This is a genomic window from Clostridium sp. Marseille-QA1073 (assembly GCF_054863625.1).
The window spans coordinates 139,877-159,441 of record NZ_JBSVQM010000007.1; the positions used below are offsets into that span (position 1 = coordinate 139,877).

Consider the following 19,565-nt stretch of genomic DNA (forward strand, 5'->3'; position numbering starts at 1 on the left):
AAAGTCTTATTTAAAATTTTTATATAAATTTCTTATATAAATAGATATTTGTAATTGTTTTTTCCATAACTTTACTTTATAAAACTTATTCTTTGAAAAATGCTATATAAAAACTTACACTTATTATCAATGTATAATGAAAATAATCTTAATAATTTTTATTAATAAGCTATTATAAAACTTTGATAGAGTACTTTAATTACATTAATAAATTTAAAAGCAAAAAAGAATGTTTCACATGAAACATTCTTTTACTATTATTTTTTTTGTATAGTAATTGTTACTTGAATACTATCATCTAATTCCTTTGATCTATATTTAGCATCTATTCCATATTTATCAAATACTTGTTTAATAGTATTTACATATATCTTAGCATTAAATATACCTTTTATTCTCTTCTTTCCATCAGCCGCTATTTCTTGCTGTGATAACTTTAATAATTCTCTATCTATCAACTGCTCTGTTTTACTTACATTTAAACCTTTTTCTATAACCATATCTAGTACAGCTTTCTGAAGATCTAAATCTGGCAATTTAAGTAATGCTCTAGCATGACGCTCCGTTAATTTATTTTTTATAATTTTATCAATTAGTTCTTTATCTAACTTAAGTATTCTAAGTTTATTAGCAATCGTTGATTGCTTTTTACCTATTATTTGAGCTAATTGATCTTGAGTATAAGAATGGTCTTGAATTAAGTTGTAATATGCAACTGCTTCCTCATAGAAATTTAGATCTTCTCTTTGTAGATTTTCTAAAAGGGCAATAGCTGCAGAGTCCTCATCACTTATTTCAATTATTATTGCTGGTACTTCTGTTAACCCTATTTTTTTAGCAGCTCTTAATCTTCTTTCACCTGCTACCAACTCATATGTATTGTCATGGTTTTTTCTAACTGATAATGGCTGTATAATTCCGTATGCTTTAATAGATTGAGCTAATTCTTCTATAGTCTCATCATTAAACACTTGTCTTGGTTGATATTTATTTGGTGAAATTAGTTCCGTAGAAATATAAGTTACATTTTTTTCCATAGTAAACCCATCCCTCTATTTTTTTCCTCATATTTACAATTCTCTTTTTATTTTAAAAAACCCTTCTTTTTTTGTGTATTTTTACAAAGAAGTTTATACCATATTTTTACATTATCTTAGTGGATTCTTTGTTACCATACCTGCTTTTCGAGGATATTTTTTAGGAGTCTCCTTAAATTTCTTTATTACTACTAAATTATGATTTAAATCGCTACCTTCTATTGTTACTTCCTCTATTCTTTCGACTTCTCCCCCTAATATTTTTAAAGCATTTTTAGCATCATTCATCTCTTCTTCAATAGCTGGCCCTTTTAATGCTACAAAATACCCTCCTATTTTTACATATGGAAGACAAAATTCACTTAAAACAGTAAGGTTAGCCACTGCCCTAGAAACTACGGCATCAAAACTTTCTCTGTAATTATTCTGTTTTACAAAGTCTTCTGCCCTTCCATGTATTGCTTCTATATTTTCAAGCTTTAGTTCTCTTATAACCTCATTTAAAAAGTTAATTCTTTTATTTAATGAATCTAAAAGAACCATTTCACATTTAGGATTTATAATTTTCATAGGTATTCCTGGAAATCCTCCACCTGTGCCTATATCTATTATTCGTTTAGCATCTTTTAATTCATCTATTTTAAATACCTTTATAGAGTCAATAAAATGCTTTTTTATTATTTCATCATCCTCTGTAATGGCAGTTAAATTTATTTTTTCATTCCATTCCTTAATCATGTCTTTGTAGAGCATAAATTTATTATATTTATCTTCGTCAAAACTTAAATGTTCATTATTACTTGCTTCTTCTAATATATTGTAATATTTCATGATTATCCCTCCATATATAGCTATTCAGTTTTATTTTCTTCTTGGTTCTTTAATCTATTTCTTTGTTCAAGATAAATCATTAAAACTGAAATATCTGCTGGTGATACTCCTGAAATTCTTGACGCCTGCCCTATATTTACAGGTCTTATTTTATTTAACTTTTGCATTGCTTCAATTCTAAGACCTTTTACTTTATCATAGTCTATATCTTCAGGTAAAAACTTATTTTCAAATTTTTTAAATTGAGCTATTTGTTCAAGTTGTTTTTCAATATAACCCTCATATTTTGAAATTATATTTACTTGCTCTGTAACTGCATAGGAAAGCTTAGGTCTTTCAGGATCTAATTCAGCAACTATATAATAATCAAGTTCTGAACGTTTAATTAACTCATAAAAACTTATAGGCTTTTTAAGTGGAGCTGATCCTTTAGTATCTAAAAACTCTATTACTTCTTTTTTATTAGTAATTTGAAGATTTTTTAATCTTTCAACCTCATTTTCAATTTGTTCTTTTTTTGTTATGAACTTATTATACCTATCGTCTGTTACAAGCCCTACTTTATATCCCATCTCTGTAAGTCTTAAATCTGCATTATCTTGTCTTAATAAAAGTCTATACTCTGAGCGTGAAGTCATCATTCTATATGGTTCATTAGTACCTTTTGTAATTAAATCATCTATTAATACACCTATATATGCATCTGAACGTTTTAATATTAATGGCTCTTCTCCTCTTATCTTCAACACAGCATTGATACCAGCTATAATACCTTGTCCTGCTGCCTCTTCATATCCTGAACTTCCATTAACTTGACCTGCTGAAAAAAATCCATCTAAATGTTTAAACTCTAATGAAAGTTTTAACTGAGTAGGATCTATACAATCATATTCTATAGCATAAGCTGTTCTCATCATTTCAACATTTTCAAGACCTGGAATAGTCTTAAGCATTTCTATTTGTACATCTTCTGGTAATGAACTACTCATACCTTGAACGTACATCTCCTCTGTACTTTCTCCTTCAGGTTCAATAAAAATTTGATGCCTCTCCTTATCCCGGAACCTCATAACTTTATCTTCAATTGATGGACAATATCTAGGTCCTGTACTATGAATTGAACCATTATATAATGGAGATCTATGTATATTTTTCATTATTACTTCATGAGTTTTATTATTTGTATATGTCAAATAACAATCTACTTGCTCTCTTTCTATATTTTCGCTCATGAAAGAGAAAGGTACAACCTTCTCATCTCCTTTTTGTTCTTCCATCTTAGAAAAATCTACTGAACGTCTATTTATTCTAGCAGGAGTTCCTGTTTTAAATCTCCTTAAAGAAATGCCTAAATCTAATAGACATTGTGAAAGATGATTTGATGGATAAAGACCACTTGGTCCTTCATTATAACTTATATCACCTACAATTACAGTAGATTTTAAATAGGTTCCTGTAGTCAAAATTAACGCCTTACAAGTAAAATACGCTCCAAATTTTGTTAAGACACCTTTAACCTTGTTATTCTCTACATCTATACTTATAACTTCAAGTTGTTTTAAATATAAATTATCTTGATTTTCTACAACATTTTTCATTCTTTCAGAGTATCTTTTTTTATCCGCTTGAGCCCTTAAAGAATGAACTGCTGGACCTTTAGAGGTATTCAACATTCTTGATTGAATATAAGTATAATCTATATTTATACCCATTTCTCCGCCTAATGCATCAATTTCTCTAACTAAGTGTCCTTTAGCTGTACCACCAATATTAGGATTACATGGCATAAAAGCAACACTTTCTAAATTCATAGTACACATTAAAGTTTTGCATCCCATTCTTGCTGTAGCAAGTGCTGCTTCACAGCCTGCATGACCAGCTCCAATTACTATAACATCAAAATCTCCAGCCAAATATTTCATAAAGTCACCTACTTTCCTAAACAAAATTCTGAAAATATCTTATCAATTATGTTTTCCTCTAAAGTATTTCCTGTTATTTGACCTAAAATTGTCCAGGCATTTCTAATATCTATAGACGCTAAATCAATTGCAAAGGTATTCTTAAGTGCATCAATAGCGCTCTCAATATTTTCTTTAGCTCTAAATAATGCTTCCTTATGCCTAGTATTAGTTATTATTATATCATTAGTAGCTATTTCACCCTTAAAGAAAAGCTCCTTTATACACTCTTTTATCTTTTCAATATTTTCTCCAGTTTTTATGGAAACATTAAATATATAATCAGAATTTAAGCCTATTAAATCATCTTTATTTATTTTACCATCTAAATCAATTTTATTTAATAGTACAATGTATTTTTTATCTTTTATATATTCTATAATTTCCTTATCTTCTTCCTCTATAGCTCTACTATTATCTAATATTAATATTATAAGGTCTGCTTCATTTATTTTTTCTTTAGATTTTTCAACACCTATTTTTTCTACCAAATCTTCTGTTTCTCTTATTCCAGCTGTATCAATTATTTTAATAGGTACTCCACTAATGTTTATATATTCCTCTATAACATCTCTAGTAGTTCCTGGTATATCTGTAACTATTGCTCTATTTTCCTTTGTTAGTGCATTTAATAATGATGATTTACCTACATTAGGCTTTCCTACTATTACCGTATTTAAGCCTTCTCTCAAAATTTTTCCTTCATCAGCTGTATCTAAAAGATTATTTATAGTTAATAATACTTCATTTAATTTCACAACTGCCATATCTGCAGTAACTTCCTCTAAATCATCTTCAGGATAATCTACAGTAGCCTCTATGTGGGCAATCGTAGATAATAGATCATTTCTTAATACTTCTATTTCCTTGGAAATTCCACCCTCACTTTGCATAAGAGCAGATTTCATACTAAGTTCAGTTTTAGCATTTATAATATCAACTATAGCTTCTGCTTGACTTAAATCTATCCTTCCATTTAAGAAGGCCCTTTTAGAAAATTCGCCTGGTTCAGCCATTCTAGCTCCAGCTTTTAAAACTTCTTGCATAACCCTATTAGTAGCAATTATACCACCATGACAATTTATTTCTACAACATCTTCCGCTGTAAAACTCCTAGGTCCTTTCATATAACTTACAATAACTTCATCTATATGATTTTTATCCTTATCAACGATGTGACCATATCTCATAGTATAAGATTTTATATCATCTAATCCCCTTTTATTTTTTCCCTCAAAAATAGAGCTAACTATTTTAAGCGAATTATCACCTGAAACTCTAATTATAGATACTCCGCCTTCTCCAACAGTAGTAGCTACCGCAGCTATTGTATCAAACTCTTTCATCTATTCTATACCTCCTTTGATTTAAATCTATCTTTAATACATACGTAATATTATCAAACTACTATTTCTTATTTTATCCTAAAATACAAATAAAATAAAAACATTATACTATATTATAAAAAGCATGACAAAGTCATGCTCTAATTACAAATTAAAAGTTAGACAATGAATATTTCTAAATTAATTCTATGATATTATTAATAATTATCTTATTGTAATCTTAAACTCTAAAATTTTAAATATATAAATCTTATATTAATTTTTACTTAAAGATCAATAAAAGATGTTATGTAAACTTCTCTAATTTATTGAATATACATTAATCTTTATTTTTCTTATAGAACTAAAAAGAAAGCCCTTAGGCTTTCTTTAACTCAATTACTACTCTTCTTTTAGGCTCTTCGCCCTCACTATAAGTCTTTACGTTTGGGTCATTTTGAAGAGCTGAATGTATTACTCTTCTTTCATATGGGTTCATAGGCTCAAGTTTTAACGTTTTTCCACTTAACTTAACTTTGTTAGCCATTTTTCCAGCAAGTCTTTTTAAAGTTTCTTGTCTGTTATATCTGTAATTTTCAGTATCTAGTATAACTCTCTTATACTCTTCATCATGATCTTTATTTACAACTAAGCTAACTAAATATTGAAGAGAATCTAGAGTTTCTCCTCTATAACCTATTAAAATTCCCATATTAGGTCCAATTAAGTTAATTCTAATCTCATCATTTTCTTCTTTTACTCTAATTTCAGCTTTCATATTCATTGATTCTAAAACTTCTCTTAAAAAGTTTTTAGCTTCATAAATACGATCTCTCTTAATAGTTACTCTAACTCTTGCAGGTTTAACTCCTATTATATTTAAAAAACCTTTGCTTCCTTCTTCTAATATTTCTACTGTTACTTTATCCTCTGTTAAGTTTAATTCTTGTAGTGCATTTTTAATAGCATCATCTGTGGTTTTCCCCGTCATCTCAATACATTTCATTCCCTATGACACCGCCTTTCTAAATTTAATAGGCATATATATTAACTATTTTCTAGTTATAAACATATTACGTAACATTTTTCTTAGGCTTTAATGCTAAGGTTTGTGCTAACTGAAGTAAGTTATTTACTACCCAATATAAAACTAAGGCTGCCTGAAAATTCAAACTCATAATTCCAAAGAAAATCGCCATACCAATATTCATTGAAGAAGTCTTCTTTGCAGCTTCGCTATTTCCTGCTGGCTGCATAGCCTTAGATGATAAATATGTAGTTATAGTTGATAATATTGGTAATATATAATATGGATCTGGCTTATCTAGAGCTGGCACCCATAAAAATGAAGCTCCCTGATAATTTAATGTACTAAATACATAGAATAACGCAATTAATATAGGGAATTGAATAAGTAATGGTAAACATCCTCCCATAGGGTTTACCCCTTCTTCTTTATAAAGCTTCATAACTTCTTGCTGAGCTCTTTGCGGATCATTTTTATATTTGTCTTGTATTTCTTTAGCCTTTGGTTGTATCTCAGTCATTTTTACTGAGGACTTAGTTTGCTTAATACTAAGTGGAAGTAAAAACAATTTAACTACAATAGTAAATAATATAATAGTTAACCCAACAGATATATTTTTATCAGTTATACCTGCCGAAATTATATCATATAGAAAATAAAAGAATTTTCCTAAAATTCCTGCTAACCATTCTTTCAAAATAGTACCCTCCTAATTATAGTGTAGTTATTATTTAACTGGGTCATATCCACCCTCATGAAAAGGATGGCATCGTAATATTCTCTTTATCGCCATATATCCACCTCTTAAAGCACCATATTTTTCTATAGCCTCTATAGCATACTGAGAACAAGTAGGCGTATATATACAACAAGGTCTTTTTAAAGGAGATATGTATTTTCTATAAAATCTAATTAGATTTATTAATATTTTTTTCAACATTATATAAACCACTTTTTCTGAATAAATCTTTTACAGCTTTTTCTACATCTTTATAACTTTTATCTTTTGAAGCAGCTCTAGCGACAAAAACAAAATCATATCCCTGCTTTAAATTATCTTTATTCAATCTGTAACTTTCGCTTATAAGTCTCTTAACTCTACTTCTAATTACACTCTTACCTACTTTTTTACTAACCGAAATTCCTATCCTATTAATATTATTGTTTTTATAGTTTTTAAAAACGTATAATACTAGTATTGAGTTCGAGTAAGACTTTCCTCTTCTATATACTAACCTAAATTCAGGATTCTTTCGTATTCTATCTAACTTCATTATCAACTGCTCCTTTTTTCCTGCAATTGCAGAAAAAGGCCACATTAGCGGCCCTTATGCTGTCAATCTTTTTCTTCCTTTAAGTCTTCTTCTTTGTAAAACGTTTCTTCCAGACTTAGTTTTCATTCTTTTTCTGAATCCATGTTCTTTTTTTCTTTGTCTTTTTTTAGGTTGGTATGTCATGAACATGTGCGTACACCCCCTTCTTTCGATTAAATAATTTATAGCAATTATAGTATCACTATTTTATGGTTTTACTATTAGATTATATATTTACAACCTTCTAATGTCAAGATGACTATAATCACAAAAAATCCGAGTTTCTTCTACTTTATTGTTGATATTTTTCAATTATATAATTTACTTTTTGTGGATAACTTCTTGAATACAATATTAGATTTTGATATCATGTAATAAGACCTGTTAATAACTTCTGAATAGTAAAAGTTATACACAGCCTGTTGATAACTTTGTGCATAACTTGTTTCTTTTTTATAAAATAGTGGTATTTACTATTATATTTTTGACTTTTTATCTTATTTTATACAATTTTACTTATTGTGAATAGTTATTTTACTAACACTGTTAATAACTTTTCATATTTTTTATTTTTATAATAAGTTATTAACAGGTGAATAATTTTATCTAAAATTGTCAACAACTTTAAATAATAATATTCACCTGTTAATAAAGTTGTTTATTTTTTGTTAAATATATGTGAAAATTAATTTTTCTATTAATTAATTTTTCTGTTAAATATATAAAAATAAATTCATTAGACTGGAGGATAGGAATAGGAGATGAACACCCAAGTGAAGGAATTATGGGAAAAAACCTTGAACACTCTCAAAGGGGAACTTACAGAAGTTAGTTTTAATACTTGGATAAAGAGTATTGAACCTATATCGCTAGAAGATAGTAATTTAAGATTAGGTGTTCCTAATAATTTCACAAAGGATATATTAGAAAATAGATATAAGGATTTAATTATAAATTCTGTTAAATCTGTTTCTAGCAAAACATATAATATCGATTTTTTTATTATATCTGAAGAAGCAATTGAAAAAGATGCTTCTAAGAAACAAGAAGAGCAAAAACCTACATTAGTAGTAAATGATGAAATGTCGGCTATATTAAATCCTAAGTACACTTTTGATTCTTTCGTTATTGGAAATAGCAATAGATTTGCTCATGCAGCTTCACTAGCGGTTGCAGAATCTCCTGCGAAAGCATATAATCCATTGTTTATATATGGAGGAGTTGGACTTGGTAAAACTCACTTAATGCACGCTATTGGCCATTACATACAAAATGTAAATTCAAAATCTAAAGTCGTATATGTATCCTCTGAAAAATTTACTAATGAACTTATAAATTCTATTAAAGATGATAAAAACGTAGATTTTAGAAATAAATATAGAAATGTAGATGTACTTTTAATTGACGATATTCAATTTATAGCTGGGAAAGAGCGTACACAAGAAGAATTCTTCCATACTTTTAATGCTCTTTACGAAGCAAATAAACAAATTATATTATCCAGCGATAGACCGCCAAAGGAAATTCCTACGTTAGAGGACAGATTGCGCTCAAGATTTGAATGGGGACTTATTGCAGATATACAAGCACCAGATTTTGAAACAAGAATTGCTATTTTAAAGAAAAAAGCTGATGTAGAAAATTTAAACATACCTAATGAAGTAATGGTATATATTGCAACTCAAATAAAGTCAAATATTAGAGAACTTGAAGGAGCACTTATAAGAATAGTGGCCTACTCTTCATTAACTAATAGAGAAATAAACGTAGATTTAGCAGCAGAAGCTTTAAAGGATATAATCTCTAGCAGAAATACTAGGCAAATTACAATAGAACTAATTCAAGATATAGTTTCAAGTTATTATAATTTAAAGATAGAAGATTTTAAATCTTCTAGAAGAACTAGAAATGTTGCTTTTCCGAGACAAATTGCTATGTATCTCTGTAGAAAGCTTACTGACACTTCTCTTCCTAAAATAGGAGAAGAGTTTGGTGGTAGAGATCATACTACTGTTATCCATGCTTATGAAAAAATATCTCAAAGCTTAAAAAAGGATGAAAACCTACAAAATACAGTAACTGAGCTAACTAAAAAGATTAATCAAAAATAATTAACATCTGTTATTAATAAAATTAATTAACTATGTGGATAAAAAATATAATATAATAAATTTGTTAACATTGTGGATAAATATATTTTTTTCAATGAATTTATCCACAATTATTTTTATCTTATTTTTGAGTTGTTTTATAGGTTCATAGGGGTTATCCACATACTCACAGCCCCTACTACTATTACTACTAGTTTTTTTATATTATCTAAGCTATTCTATACACAACGTAAGTTGTTAATAAGGAGGTTACTAAATAATGAAATTTATAACTGAAAAAAATCTGCTTCAAGAAGCAATATCAAATGTACAAAAAGCTATAACTGGAAAATCCACAATGCAAATATTACAAGGAATATACATTAGTGCGTATAAAAATACATTAACACTTATTGGTTCAGACATAGATGTTTGTATAGAAACAAAAATAGATGTCGAAGTTATAGAAGAAGGTTCTATAGTTATTGATTCTAGACTTTTTGGAGAAATAATAAGAAAACTTCCAAATGCAGAAATTGAAATTACTTCTATAGATGACAATACCATAGAAATAAATTGTGAAAAGTCTTGTGTTAATTTAATACATATGAATGCTACTGACTACCCATTGCTGCCATCTATAGATGAAGATATGATCTTTACAATACCTCAAAAAACTCTTAAAAATATGATAAAGGGTACTATTTTTGCTGCAGCTCAAGATGAGACACGACCAATATTAACAGGAGTTTTGTTTGAGCTTAAAGAAAATAAGCTAAACTTAGTAGCTCTTGATGGTTTTAGAGTTGCCTTTAGAAGTGAAAATATAGACTATGACTATAATAAAGAAGCTGTAATACCAGGAAAAACATTAAATGAGGTTTCAAAAATACTAGAAGACAGTGAAGAACCTGTAAAAATAACATTTACCCCAAACCATATTTTATTTAATTTTGGCAATACTAAAGTTATATCAAGACTTTTAGAGGGAGAATTTATAAAGTATAGTTCAATAATTCCTCAAGAATATAAGTTGAGAGTTACTGTTAAGAAAGATGAAATTTTAAGTTGTATAGAAAGAGCTTCTCTAATGGCTAAAGATGGAAACACAAATTTAGTAAAATTAGATATTCAAGAAGACACCTTAATAGTGACCTCTAATTCTCAATTGGGAAAAGCTAGAGAAGAAGTTTCTATTTTATTGCAAGGAGAAACTTTAAAAACTGCATTTAACTCAAAATATCTTATTGATATATTTAAAAATATGGATGAAGAGGAAATTATAATGGAATTATCTAGTGCAGTAAGTCCATGTATTGTAAAAAACAAGGATAAAGATAATTGCACATATTTATTACTTCCAGTTAGAGTTAAATATTAATTAAGGTAAGGTGCGAAATGGTAGAAGTTAAAATAAATACTGAATTCATAAAACTTGATTCATTTTTAAAATTTACTGGTGCCTGTTCACTAGGATCGGAAGCTAAATTCTTCATACAAAATGGAGAAGTTAAAGTCAATGATAAAGTAGAGGTTCAAAGAGGAAAGAAACTTTATAAGGGCTATATAGTTGAGTTTCAAGGTGAACAATATAAAGTAGTTTAGCTAACGTATATGCACCGAAAAAATCCGGTGCATATTTTTAAATTTTAGCTGTTTAAAGTAAAATTTACACTATTAGCTTATAGTATGTTATAATTTAAGATGGGTGTTTATATGTACGTAAAAAGTTTACTCTTAAAAAATTTTAGAAATTATGATGAACTAAATTTAGATTTTGCAAATGGTACGAATGTATTTATAGGAGATAATGCACAAGGTAAAACCAACGTTTTAGAAGCCCTTTATTATGCAAGTATAGGTAAGTCTCATAGAACAAACAAAGATAAAGAGCTTATAAGATGGAATGAAAATGAGGCTTACATAAAGGTTGATATCGGAAAAATTAGACTTGATAAAAAGATTGAAATAAAAATCTTTAAAGAGGGTAAAAAAGGAATTAATATTAATTCTATAAAAATTAACAAATTATCAGAGCTTATGGGTATACTAAATATAGTTATGTTTTCTCCAGAAGATTTAAACATAATAAAAGATTCACCATCTTATAGACGAAAATTTATGGACATAGAGCTTTGTAAGCTTGATGGAAAATATTATTATAACTTATTAGCTTATAAAAAGATTCTTAATGAGCGAAATTCAGTTCTTAAAAAATTTAGTAGTAATACGGACATATTAGATATATATGATTATAAGCTTAGTGAGTATGGAGAATACATCGTAAAAAAAAGATTACAGTATATTGAAAAATTAAATGAAAAAGGTAAAATTATACATAAAGAAATAACTCTAGATAAAGAAATCATAGAGTTTAAATATTTAATGCAATTAAAAGGTAATGATATAAAGAGTGAACTTTATGATTCATTAGTCAAAAATAGAAAAAAAGATTTTGAAAGAAAAACCACCTCTGTAGGCCCTCATAGAGACGATTTTTTAGTTTTAATAAATGATATGGATGTTAAGACCTATGGCTCACAAGGTCAACAAAGAACTTCTGTACTTTCCATTAAGTTTGCATCACTTCACATAATTAAAGAGTTAACAGGAGAGTATCCCCTTTTATTATTAGACGATGTGTTATCAGAGTTAGATACTAAAAGACAGGAATACATTTTAAACTCTATAAGTAATGTGCAAACTTTAATCACATGTACAGGAATAAGTAATATTGAAAGACATTTAAATAAAACTGATAATGTAAAAATATTTAAGGTCTCAAGTGGAGAAATAACAAAGCTGTAGCATGTTAAGGAGGATAACCATGTTTCTACATTTAGGAGAAAATGTAGTGGTTCCTGTAAAAGACGTAATAGCAATTTTCGATATGGAAGCCACTATGTATAGTTCGGATACAATTCAATTTATAAGGATGGCAGAGGAAGACGGATTTGTAGAGCGAATAACCAAAGAAAAACCTAAATCTTTTGTTATAGCTGAAGTTAATAAGAAAAGTAAGGTTTATTTATCTCCTATTTCTTCAGCCACCTTATGTAAAAGAACAGACATTGTATATTGTGAGCTTTAATTAGTTAGGAGGATATACATGAATAATAATCAAAACTATGATGAAAATCAGATACAAGTGTTAGAAGGACTTGAAGCTGTTAGAAAAAGACCAGGTATGTACATTGGTAGCACAAGCGCTAGAGGACTTCATCATCTAGTATACGAAATAGTTGATAATAGTATTGATGAAGCAACTGTAGGGGCTTGTAGCAATATAAATGTTACAATTCACAATGACAACTCAATTACTGTAATAGATGATGGTAGGGGTATGCCTGTAGGTATGCATCCTAAGTTAAAGATACCAACAGTTGAAGTTATAATGACAGTGCTTCATGCTGGAGGTAAATTTGGTGGTGGCGGATATAAAGCATCTGGGGGATTACATGGAGTTGGAGCTTCTGTAGTTAATGCTTTATCAGAAACATGTGAGGTTGAAGTTAAAAGAGATGGGCATATTTGGAGGCAAAGATTTTCAAGGGGGAAGGTTGTAACTCCGCTTGAAAAGATTGGTGATACTGAAGAACATGGAACTAAAACTCATTTTAAACCTGATAAGGAAATTTTTGATGAAGTAGATTTTGACTATGAAACTTTATCTCAAAGATTAAGAGAATTAGCATTTTTAAATAAAGGTATAAAAATAACCTTAACTGATGAAAGAGAAGATAAGAACCATGAATTTCACTATGAAGGTGGAATTAAATCCTTTGTTGAGTACTTAAATAGAAATAAAGGAAAGGTACACAATGAACCTATTTATGTAGAGGGTAATAAGGATGAATGTATAGTTGAGATTGCACTTCAATATAACGATACCTATAATGAGAATTTATTTTCTTTTGCCAACAATATAGATACTGTTGAAGGAGGAACTCACTTAGTGGGCTTTAAAACTGCATTAACAAGAGTTTTAAATGATTATGCTAAGAGATTTGGATTCTTAAAAGAAAATGATAAAAATTTAAGTGGAGAAGATGTAAGAGAAGGACTTACAGCGGTTATATCTGTTAAAGTAGTAGATCCTCAATTTGAGGGCCAAACAAAAACTAAACTAGGTAATAGTGAAGTTAGAGGTGTGGTTGAAGCTATAGTTTCTGAGGCTATAAGTAATTTTCTGGAGGAAAATCCTGCTGTAGGAAAAAGTATTATAGATAAAGGGTTAAACGCTGCAAGAGCAAGAGAAGCAGCGAAAAAAGCAAGAGAACTTACAAGAAGAAAGACTGCACTTGAAAGTACTTCATTACCTGGTAAACTTGCAGATTGTTCTTCAAAGGATCCAGAAGAATGTGAAATATATATAGTTGAGGGAGATTCTGCCGGTGGTTCAGCTAAGCAAGGAAGAGAAAGAAGATTTCAAGCTATTTTACCTTTAAGAGGAAAGATAATAAACATAGAAAAGCAACGTCTTGACAGAGTTCTTAATTCTGAAGAAATAAGAAATATGGTTACTGCTTTTGGAGCAGGAATAGCTAAAGACTTTGATGTTTCTAAATTAAGATATCATAAAATTATAATAATGACAGATGCTGACGTTGACGGAGCTCATATAAGAACATTACTTCTTACATTCTTTTATAGATATATGAGAGAGTTAGTAGAACAAGGACACGTTTATATAGCTCAGCCTCCTCTATACAAAGTCAAAAAGGGTAAAAACGAGTATTATACTTATAGTGATGAAGAATTAGAAGAAATTCTAAATCAAATAGGTGGAAAAGACAGCAATACAGATATTCAAAGATATAAAGGTCTTGGAGAGATGAATGCAGAACAGCTTTGGGATACAACTATGAATCCTGAAAAAAGAACATTATTAAAAGTTACAGTAGAAGATGCTATGGCTGCAGATGAAATCTTCACTATTCTTATGGGAGATAAGGTAGAACCTCGTAGAGAATTTATACAAGAAAATGCTAAAATGGTTAGCAATTTAGATATATAGTATTTTAGAAAAATAAGGTGAGGTGAAACATATGAATAGGGAAGAAAATATATTACCCATTGATATAAGACACGAAATGAAAAATTCCTATATTAGTTATGCCATGAGTGTTATTGTTGGTCGTGCTCTTCCTGATGTAAGAGATGGGCTAAAACCAGTACATAGAAGAATACTTTATTCTATGCATGAACTTGGTATAACACCAGAAAAAGGATATAGAAAATGTGCAAGAATTGTTGGAGATGTTTTAGGTAAATATCACCCACATGGTGACTCTTCTGTTTATGATGCTTTAGTTAGAATGGCACAGGATTTCTCTATTAGGTATACATTAGTTGATGGACACGGTAACTTTGGTTCTGTTGATGGTGATAGAGCAGCAGCAATGAGATATACAGAGGCAAGGATGAGTAAAATTACTCTTCAAATGCTTAGAGATATTAATAAGAATACCGTTGATTTTGTTCCAAACTTTGATGGTGAAGAACAAGAGCCATCTGTACTTCCATCAAGATTTCCTAATCTTTTAGTTAATGGTTCATCAGGTATAGCTGTTGGTATGGCAACTAATATACCTCCTCATAATCTAAAAGAGGTTATAGATGGAGTTATAATGATAATAGACAATGAAGATGTTACTATTACTGAGCTTATGAGCAGTATAAAGGGACCGGATTTCCCTACAGCAGGTATAATTTTAGGAAGAGCTGGAATTAAAAATGCCTATGAAACAGGTAGAGGAAAAGTAGTAGTTAGATCAAAATCAGAGATAGAGGAGCATAATGGACGTAATAGAATTATAGTTTCAGAGCTTCCTTATCAAGTAAATAAAGCAAATCTAATAGAGAGTATAGCAGAATTAGTTAAGGATAAAAAAATAGATGGTATCTCAGACCTTAGAGATGAATCAGATAGAGAAGGTATGAGAATCGTTATAGAATTAAAAAGAGATGCTAATGCTAATATTGTTTTAAATAGACTTTATAAGCATACTAAGATGCAAGATACTTTTGGTATCATAATGCTTGCTTTAGTAGATGGCCAGCCTCAGATATTAAATTTAAAACAAATTTTAGTTCATTATTTAAATCATCAAAAAATGGTAATAAGAAGAAGAACTGAATTTGACTTAGATAAAGCTCAAGCTAGAGCTCATATCTTAGAAGGCCTAAGAATTGCATTAGATCATATAGATGAAGTAATATCTCTAATTAGATCATCTAAAACTGGTCAAGAAGCTAAAGAAGGTCTTATGGCTAAATTTGGACTTTCTGATAAGCAATCTCAAGCTATATTAGATATGAGACTTCAAAGACTTACAGGATTAGAACGTGAAAAGATTGAAGAAGAATATAATGAGCTTATGAAAACAATACAGTACTTAAAATCTATACTTGAAAATGAAGAGATTCTTTTAGGAATAATAAAAGAAGAACTTATAGAACTTAGGAATAAGTATGGAGATGAAAGAAGAACAGCTATTGAAAAAAATCCATATAGCATAGATGAAGAGGATTTAATAGCAGAAGAAGATGTTGTAATAACATTGACTCATGCAGGATATATTAAGAGACTTCCTATAGACACTTATAATGCTCAAAAAAGAGGTGGAAGAGGAATTCAAGGTGTTACTACAAAAGAGGATGATTTCGTAGAACATATCTTTATAACTCCAACTCATAATAACCTGATATTCTTCACTAATAGAGGTAAAGCTTATAAATTAAAAGCCTATGAAATACCAGAGGGTAGTAGAACAGCAAAAGGTACTAACCTTGTAAATATACTTCCATTAGAAAATAATGAAACAATTCAAGCAGTTATATCATTAAAAACTTTTGAAGCAGATAATTATCTTGTTATGGGAACTAAAGAAGGTTTAGTAAAGAAAACCTCTCTTGATAAGTACGCATCCATAAGAAGAAATGGATTAATTGCTATAAACTTAAGAGAAGAAGATGAACTTATAGGTGCTACTATCACAACTGGAGATAGTGAAATAATTTTTGTTACTAAACAAGGTTATTCTATAAGATTTAATGAAAAAGATGCTAGAGAAATGGGAAGAACAACTACAGGGGTTAAGGCAATAACTTTAAGAGATGAAGATATAGCAGTTTCAATGGTAGTTGTTAAAGAAAATGAAGAGCTTTTAGTTATAAGTGAAAAAGGTTTTGGTAAGAGAACAGATATATCAGAGTACACATTACAACGTAGAGGTGGAAAAGGTATAAAAACTTATAGGGTAACTGAAAAAACAGGTTACGTAGTAGGTGCAAGAGTAGTTAAAGACGCAGATGAATTAATGTTAATTAATAGTGACGGTATAATAATAAGATTAAACGTTGCAGATATATCTACTACAAGCAGAAATACTATGGGTGTAACTCTTATGAAGACAGGTGAAGATGTAAATATTGTTGCTATGGCAAAAATAAATTATACTGATTCAAATGATGAAAATACTTCTAATGAAGAATCAGAAGAAAGTGTAGAAGAAATAGATCAGAGCTTAGAACAAATAGAAAATGAAGAATAATTAAAAGACTGAGGCTTTATGCTTTAGTCTTTTTCTATTAAAGTATTTTAGAAAATGACCTAAGAATATTTAAATAATTGTTTGTAAATTTATAAGTAGCTAATTCATGAATTTTTTATAAAGTAATTTATCCAATGCTTTAAAAATCAACGGACTACTAACTTTTACCTGTAATAAAGAATAGTGATAAAATCACATTATTATACTTAAATTCCTAATTATTTAAGTATACTTTTCCTGGTGTATCAATAAAAGAAATACAGCAAAATAAAAAGAATAAAGGAGAATAATTAATATAGTTTGATAAAATGATGTATTTTAGTTTTAACGAATAACTTTTATTTAGATATAATAATCCTTGTCCCTAAGAGATGCGAAAACAAATCTTAGTGATGAAGTTTAGGTTTTTCTAAAGACAGTTAAATAAGTTTAAAAAAACTTTTAAAAAACTGTTGACAAGAAAAAGCAAAGCTGATAGAATAGTAAGAGTCGTCAGGTGATGGCGGTAAAAATTACTAAATAATTTGGTCTTTGAAAATTAAACAGAGAAATAGGTAAAACCAGTTAATTCATTGAGTTTCGAAAGAAACTTAAAATGACTATTATAGTCAGCAAACTTTACTTGAGCAATCAAGATACAAACTTTTAAATTGAGAGTTTGATCCTGGCTCAGGACGAACGCTGGCGGCGTGCCTAACACATGCAAGTCGAGCGATGAAGCTCCTTCGGGAGTGGATTAGCGGCGGACGGGTGAGTAACACGTGGGTAACCTGCCTCATAGAGGGGAATAGCCTCCCGAAAGGGAGATTAATACCGCATAAAGTATGAAGGTCGCATGACTTTTGTACCAAAGGAGCAATCCGCTATGAGATGGACCCGCGGCGCATTAGCTAGTTGGTGAGGTAACAGCTCACCAAGGCGACGATGCGTAGCCGACCTGAGAGGGTGATCGGCCACATTGGAACTGAGACACGGTCCAGACTCCTACGGGAGGCAGCAGTGGGGAATATTGCGCAATGGGGGAAACCCTGACGCAGCAACGCCGCGTGAATGAAGAAGGCCTTAGGGTTGTAAAGTTCTGTCATATGGGAAGATAATGACGGTACCATATGAGGAAGCCACGGCTAACTACGTGCCAGCAGCCGCGGTAATACGTAGGTGGCAAGCGTTGTCCGGATTTACTGGGCGTAAAGGATGCGTAGGCGGACATTTAAGTCAGATGTGAAATACCCGGGCTCAACTTGGGTGCTGCATTTGAAACTGGGTGTCTAGAGTGCAGGAGAGGAAAGCGGAATTCCTAGTGTAGCGGTGAAATGCGTAGAGATTAGGAAGAACACCAGTGGCGAAGGCGGCTTTCTGGACTGTAACTGACGCTGAGGCATGAAAGCGTGGGGAGCAAACAGGATTAGATACCCTGGTAGTCCACGCCGTAAACGATGAATACTAGGTGTAGGAGGTATCGACCCCTTCTGTGCCGCAGTTAACACAATAAGTATTCCGCCTGGGGAGTACGATCGCAAGATTAAAACTCAAAGGAATTGACGGGGGCCCGCACAAGCAGCGGAGCATGTGGTTTAATTCGAAGCAACGCGAAGAACCTTACCTAGACTTGACATCCCCTGAATTACCTGTAATGAGGGAAGCCCTTCGGGGCAGGGAGACAGGTGGTGCATGGTTGTCGTCAGCTCGTGTCGTGAGATGTTGGGTTAAGTCCCGCAACGAGCGCAACCCTTATCATTAGTTGCTACCATTAAGTTGAGCACTCTAGTGAGACTGCCCGGGTTAACCGGGAGGAAGGTGGGGATGACGTCAAATCATCATGCCCCTTATGTCTAGGGCTACACACGTGCTACAATGGTTGGTACAACAAGATGCAAGACCGTGAGGTGGAGCTAAACTTAAAAACCAATCCCAGTTCGGATTGTAGGCTGAAACTCGCCTACATGAAGCGGGAGTTGCTAGTAATCGCGAATCAGCATGTCGCGGTGAATACGTTCCCGGGCCTTGTACACACCGCCCGTCACACCATGAGAGCTGGTAACACCCGAAGTCCGTGAGGTAACCGCAAGGAGCCAGCGGCCGAAGGTGGGATTAGTGATTGGGGTGAAGTCGTAACAAGGTAGCCGTAGGAGAACCTGCGGCTGGATCACCTCCTTTCTAGGGAGTCGACGTAGTTGGTAACTCTACTACGAAAACTGGTACTATCTCTGTTTAATTTTGAGCGACCAAGGTCCTACGGGACAAAGGAGAAGCTCAATTGTTCTTTGAAAATTGCACAGTGAAAATATTTGTTTAAATATCCTTTAAATTTAAAAGATAAATAAACAATTTCGTCAAGACAAACAGAAATAAGTTTAAAAACAAAGTTTTTGAATTCTATTTATGCGAATTTGTATAAGACAATTTTAAAAAAAGCAATAGAAAC

Annotated in this window: 16 protein-coding genes and 1 rRNA gene; 8 read left to right on the top strand and 9 right to left on the bottom strand. The window is 30.8% G+C overall.

Annotated elements, in window-relative coordinates; genetic code table 11:
• Positions 1-257: 257 nt before the first annotated feature.
• From ACY1IQ_RS08600 to rpmH, 9 genes are all read right to left on the bottom strand, one after another.
• Positions 258-1,037 carry a ParB/RepB/Spo0J family partition protein gene (locus tag ACY1IQ_RS08600; RefSeq protein ID WP_461613559.1) on the bottom strand — a complete coding sequence of 260 codons (780 nt, stop codon included), beginning with the start codon at positions 1,035-1,037 and terminating at the stop codon, positions 258-260.
• A gap of 111 nt (positions 1,038-1,148) precedes the next feature.
• Positions 1,149-1,868: a 16S rRNA (guanine(527)-N(7))-methyltransferase RsmG gene (gene rsmG, locus ACY1IQ_RS08605; protein ID WP_461613560.1), complete on the bottom strand. Its 720-nt coding sequence runs from the start codon at positions 1,866-1,868 to the stop codon at positions 1,149-1,151.
• Between the two features lie 20 nt (positions 1,869-1,888).
• Complete coding sequence (gene mnmG, locus ACY1IQ_RS08610) at positions 1,889-3,790, bottom strand: tRNA uridine-5-carboxymethylaminomethyl(34) synthesis enzyme MnmG (RefSeq protein WP_461613561.1); 1,902 nt, start codon at positions 3,788-3,790, stop codon at positions 1,889-1,891.
• 8 nt (positions 3,791-3,798) lie between these two features.
• The gene (mnmE, locus tag ACY1IQ_RS08615; protein ID WP_461613562.1) at positions 3,799-5,175 is read right to left on the bottom strand and encodes a tRNA uridine-5-carboxymethylaminomethyl(34) synthesis GTPase MnmE; all 1,377 of its coding nucleotides are present in this window, start codon (positions 5,173-5,175) and stop codon (positions 3,799-3,801) included.
• Positions 5,176-5,533: 358 nt separating this feature from the next.
• Positions 5,534-6,160 carry an RNA-binding cell elongation regulator Jag/EloR gene (gene jag / locus ACY1IQ_RS08620; protein WP_461613563.1) on the bottom strand — a complete coding sequence of 209 codons (627 nt, stop codon included), beginning with the start codon at positions 6,158-6,160 and terminating at the stop codon, positions 5,534-5,536.
• Between the two features lie 67 nt (positions 6,161-6,227).
• Positions 6,228-6,878, bottom strand: a complete 651-nt coding sequence (gene yidC / locus ACY1IQ_RS08625) for a membrane protein insertase YidC (protein ID WP_461613564.1) — start codon at positions 6,876-6,878, stop codon at positions 6,228-6,230.
• Positions 6,879-6,908: 30 nt separating this feature from the next.
• Positions 6,909-7,121, bottom strand: coding sequence for a membrane protein insertion efficiency factor YidD (gene yidD, locus ACY1IQ_RS08630; protein WP_461613565.1), 213 nt, complete (start codon positions 7,119-7,121; stop codon positions 6,909-6,911).
• Positions 7,090-7,455: a ribonuclease P protein component gene (gene rnpA / locus ACY1IQ_RS08635; RefSeq protein WP_461613566.1), complete on the bottom strand. Its 366-nt coding sequence runs from the start codon at positions 7,453-7,455 to the stop codon at positions 7,090-7,092. Before rnpA ends, yidD begins: the two co-directional genes overlap by 32 nt.
• 54 nt (positions 7,456-7,509) lie before the next feature.
• Positions 7,510-7,644 carry a 50S ribosomal protein L34 gene (gene rpmH / locus ACY1IQ_RS08640; protein WP_039634440.1) on the bottom strand — a complete coding sequence of 45 codons (135 nt, stop codon included), beginning with the start codon at positions 7,642-7,644 and terminating at the stop codon, positions 7,510-7,512.
• A 611-nt stretch (positions 7,645-8,255) separates the two neighbouring features.
• Here rpmH and dnaA point away from each other — a divergent pair.
• From dnaA to ACY1IQ_RS08680, 8 genes are all read left to right on the top strand, one after another.
• Positions 8,256-9,605, top strand: coding sequence for a chromosomal replication initiator protein DnaA (gene dnaA / locus ACY1IQ_RS08645; protein WP_461613567.1), 1,350 nt, complete (start codon positions 8,256-8,258; stop codon positions 9,603-9,605).
• Positions 9,606-9,864: 259 nt separating this feature from the next.
• Entirely contained in the window at positions 9,865-10,965 is a 1,101-nt protein-coding gene (gene dnaN / locus ACY1IQ_RS08650; RefSeq protein ID WP_461613568.1) for a DNA polymerase III subunit beta, read from the top strand.
• A gap of 17 nt (positions 10,966-10,982) precedes the next feature.
• On the top strand, positions 10,983-11,189 hold the full coding sequence (gene yaaA, locus ACY1IQ_RS08655) for a S4 domain-containing protein YaaA (protein ID WP_461613569.1): 207 nt from the start codon (positions 10,983-10,985) through the stop codon (positions 11,187-11,189).
• A 111-nt stretch (positions 11,190-11,300) separates the two neighbouring features.
• Positions 11,301-12,392 (top strand): DNA replication/repair protein RecF, encoded by a 1,092-nt coding sequence (gene recF / locus ACY1IQ_RS08660; RefSeq protein WP_461613570.1) that lies wholly within the window; start codon positions 11,301-11,303, stop codon positions 12,390-12,392.
• 19 nt (positions 12,393-12,411) lie between these two features.
• Positions 12,412-12,675, top strand: coding sequence for an extracellular matrix regulator RemB (gene remB / locus ACY1IQ_RS08665; protein ID WP_039634431.1), 264 nt, complete (start codon positions 12,412-12,414; stop codon positions 12,673-12,675).
• A gap of 18 nt (positions 12,676-12,693) precedes the next feature.
• Positions 12,694-14,601 carry a DNA topoisomerase (ATP-hydrolyzing) subunit B gene (gene gyrB / locus ACY1IQ_RS08670; RefSeq protein WP_461613571.1) on the top strand — a complete coding sequence of 636 codons (1,908 nt, stop codon included), beginning with the start codon at positions 12,694-12,696 and terminating at the stop codon, positions 14,599-14,601.
• 31 nt (positions 14,602-14,632) lie between these two features.
• Positions 14,633-17,140, top strand: a complete 2,508-nt coding sequence (gyrA, locus tag ACY1IQ_RS08675) for a DNA gyrase subunit A (protein ID WP_461613572.1) — start codon at positions 14,633-14,635, stop codon at positions 17,138-17,140.
• 646 nt (positions 17,141-17,786) lie between these two features.
• Positions 17,787-19,297: ribosomal RNA gene (locus ACY1IQ_RS08680) — 16S ribosomal RNA — on the top strand.
• Positions 19,298-19,565: the final 268 nt, after the last annotated feature.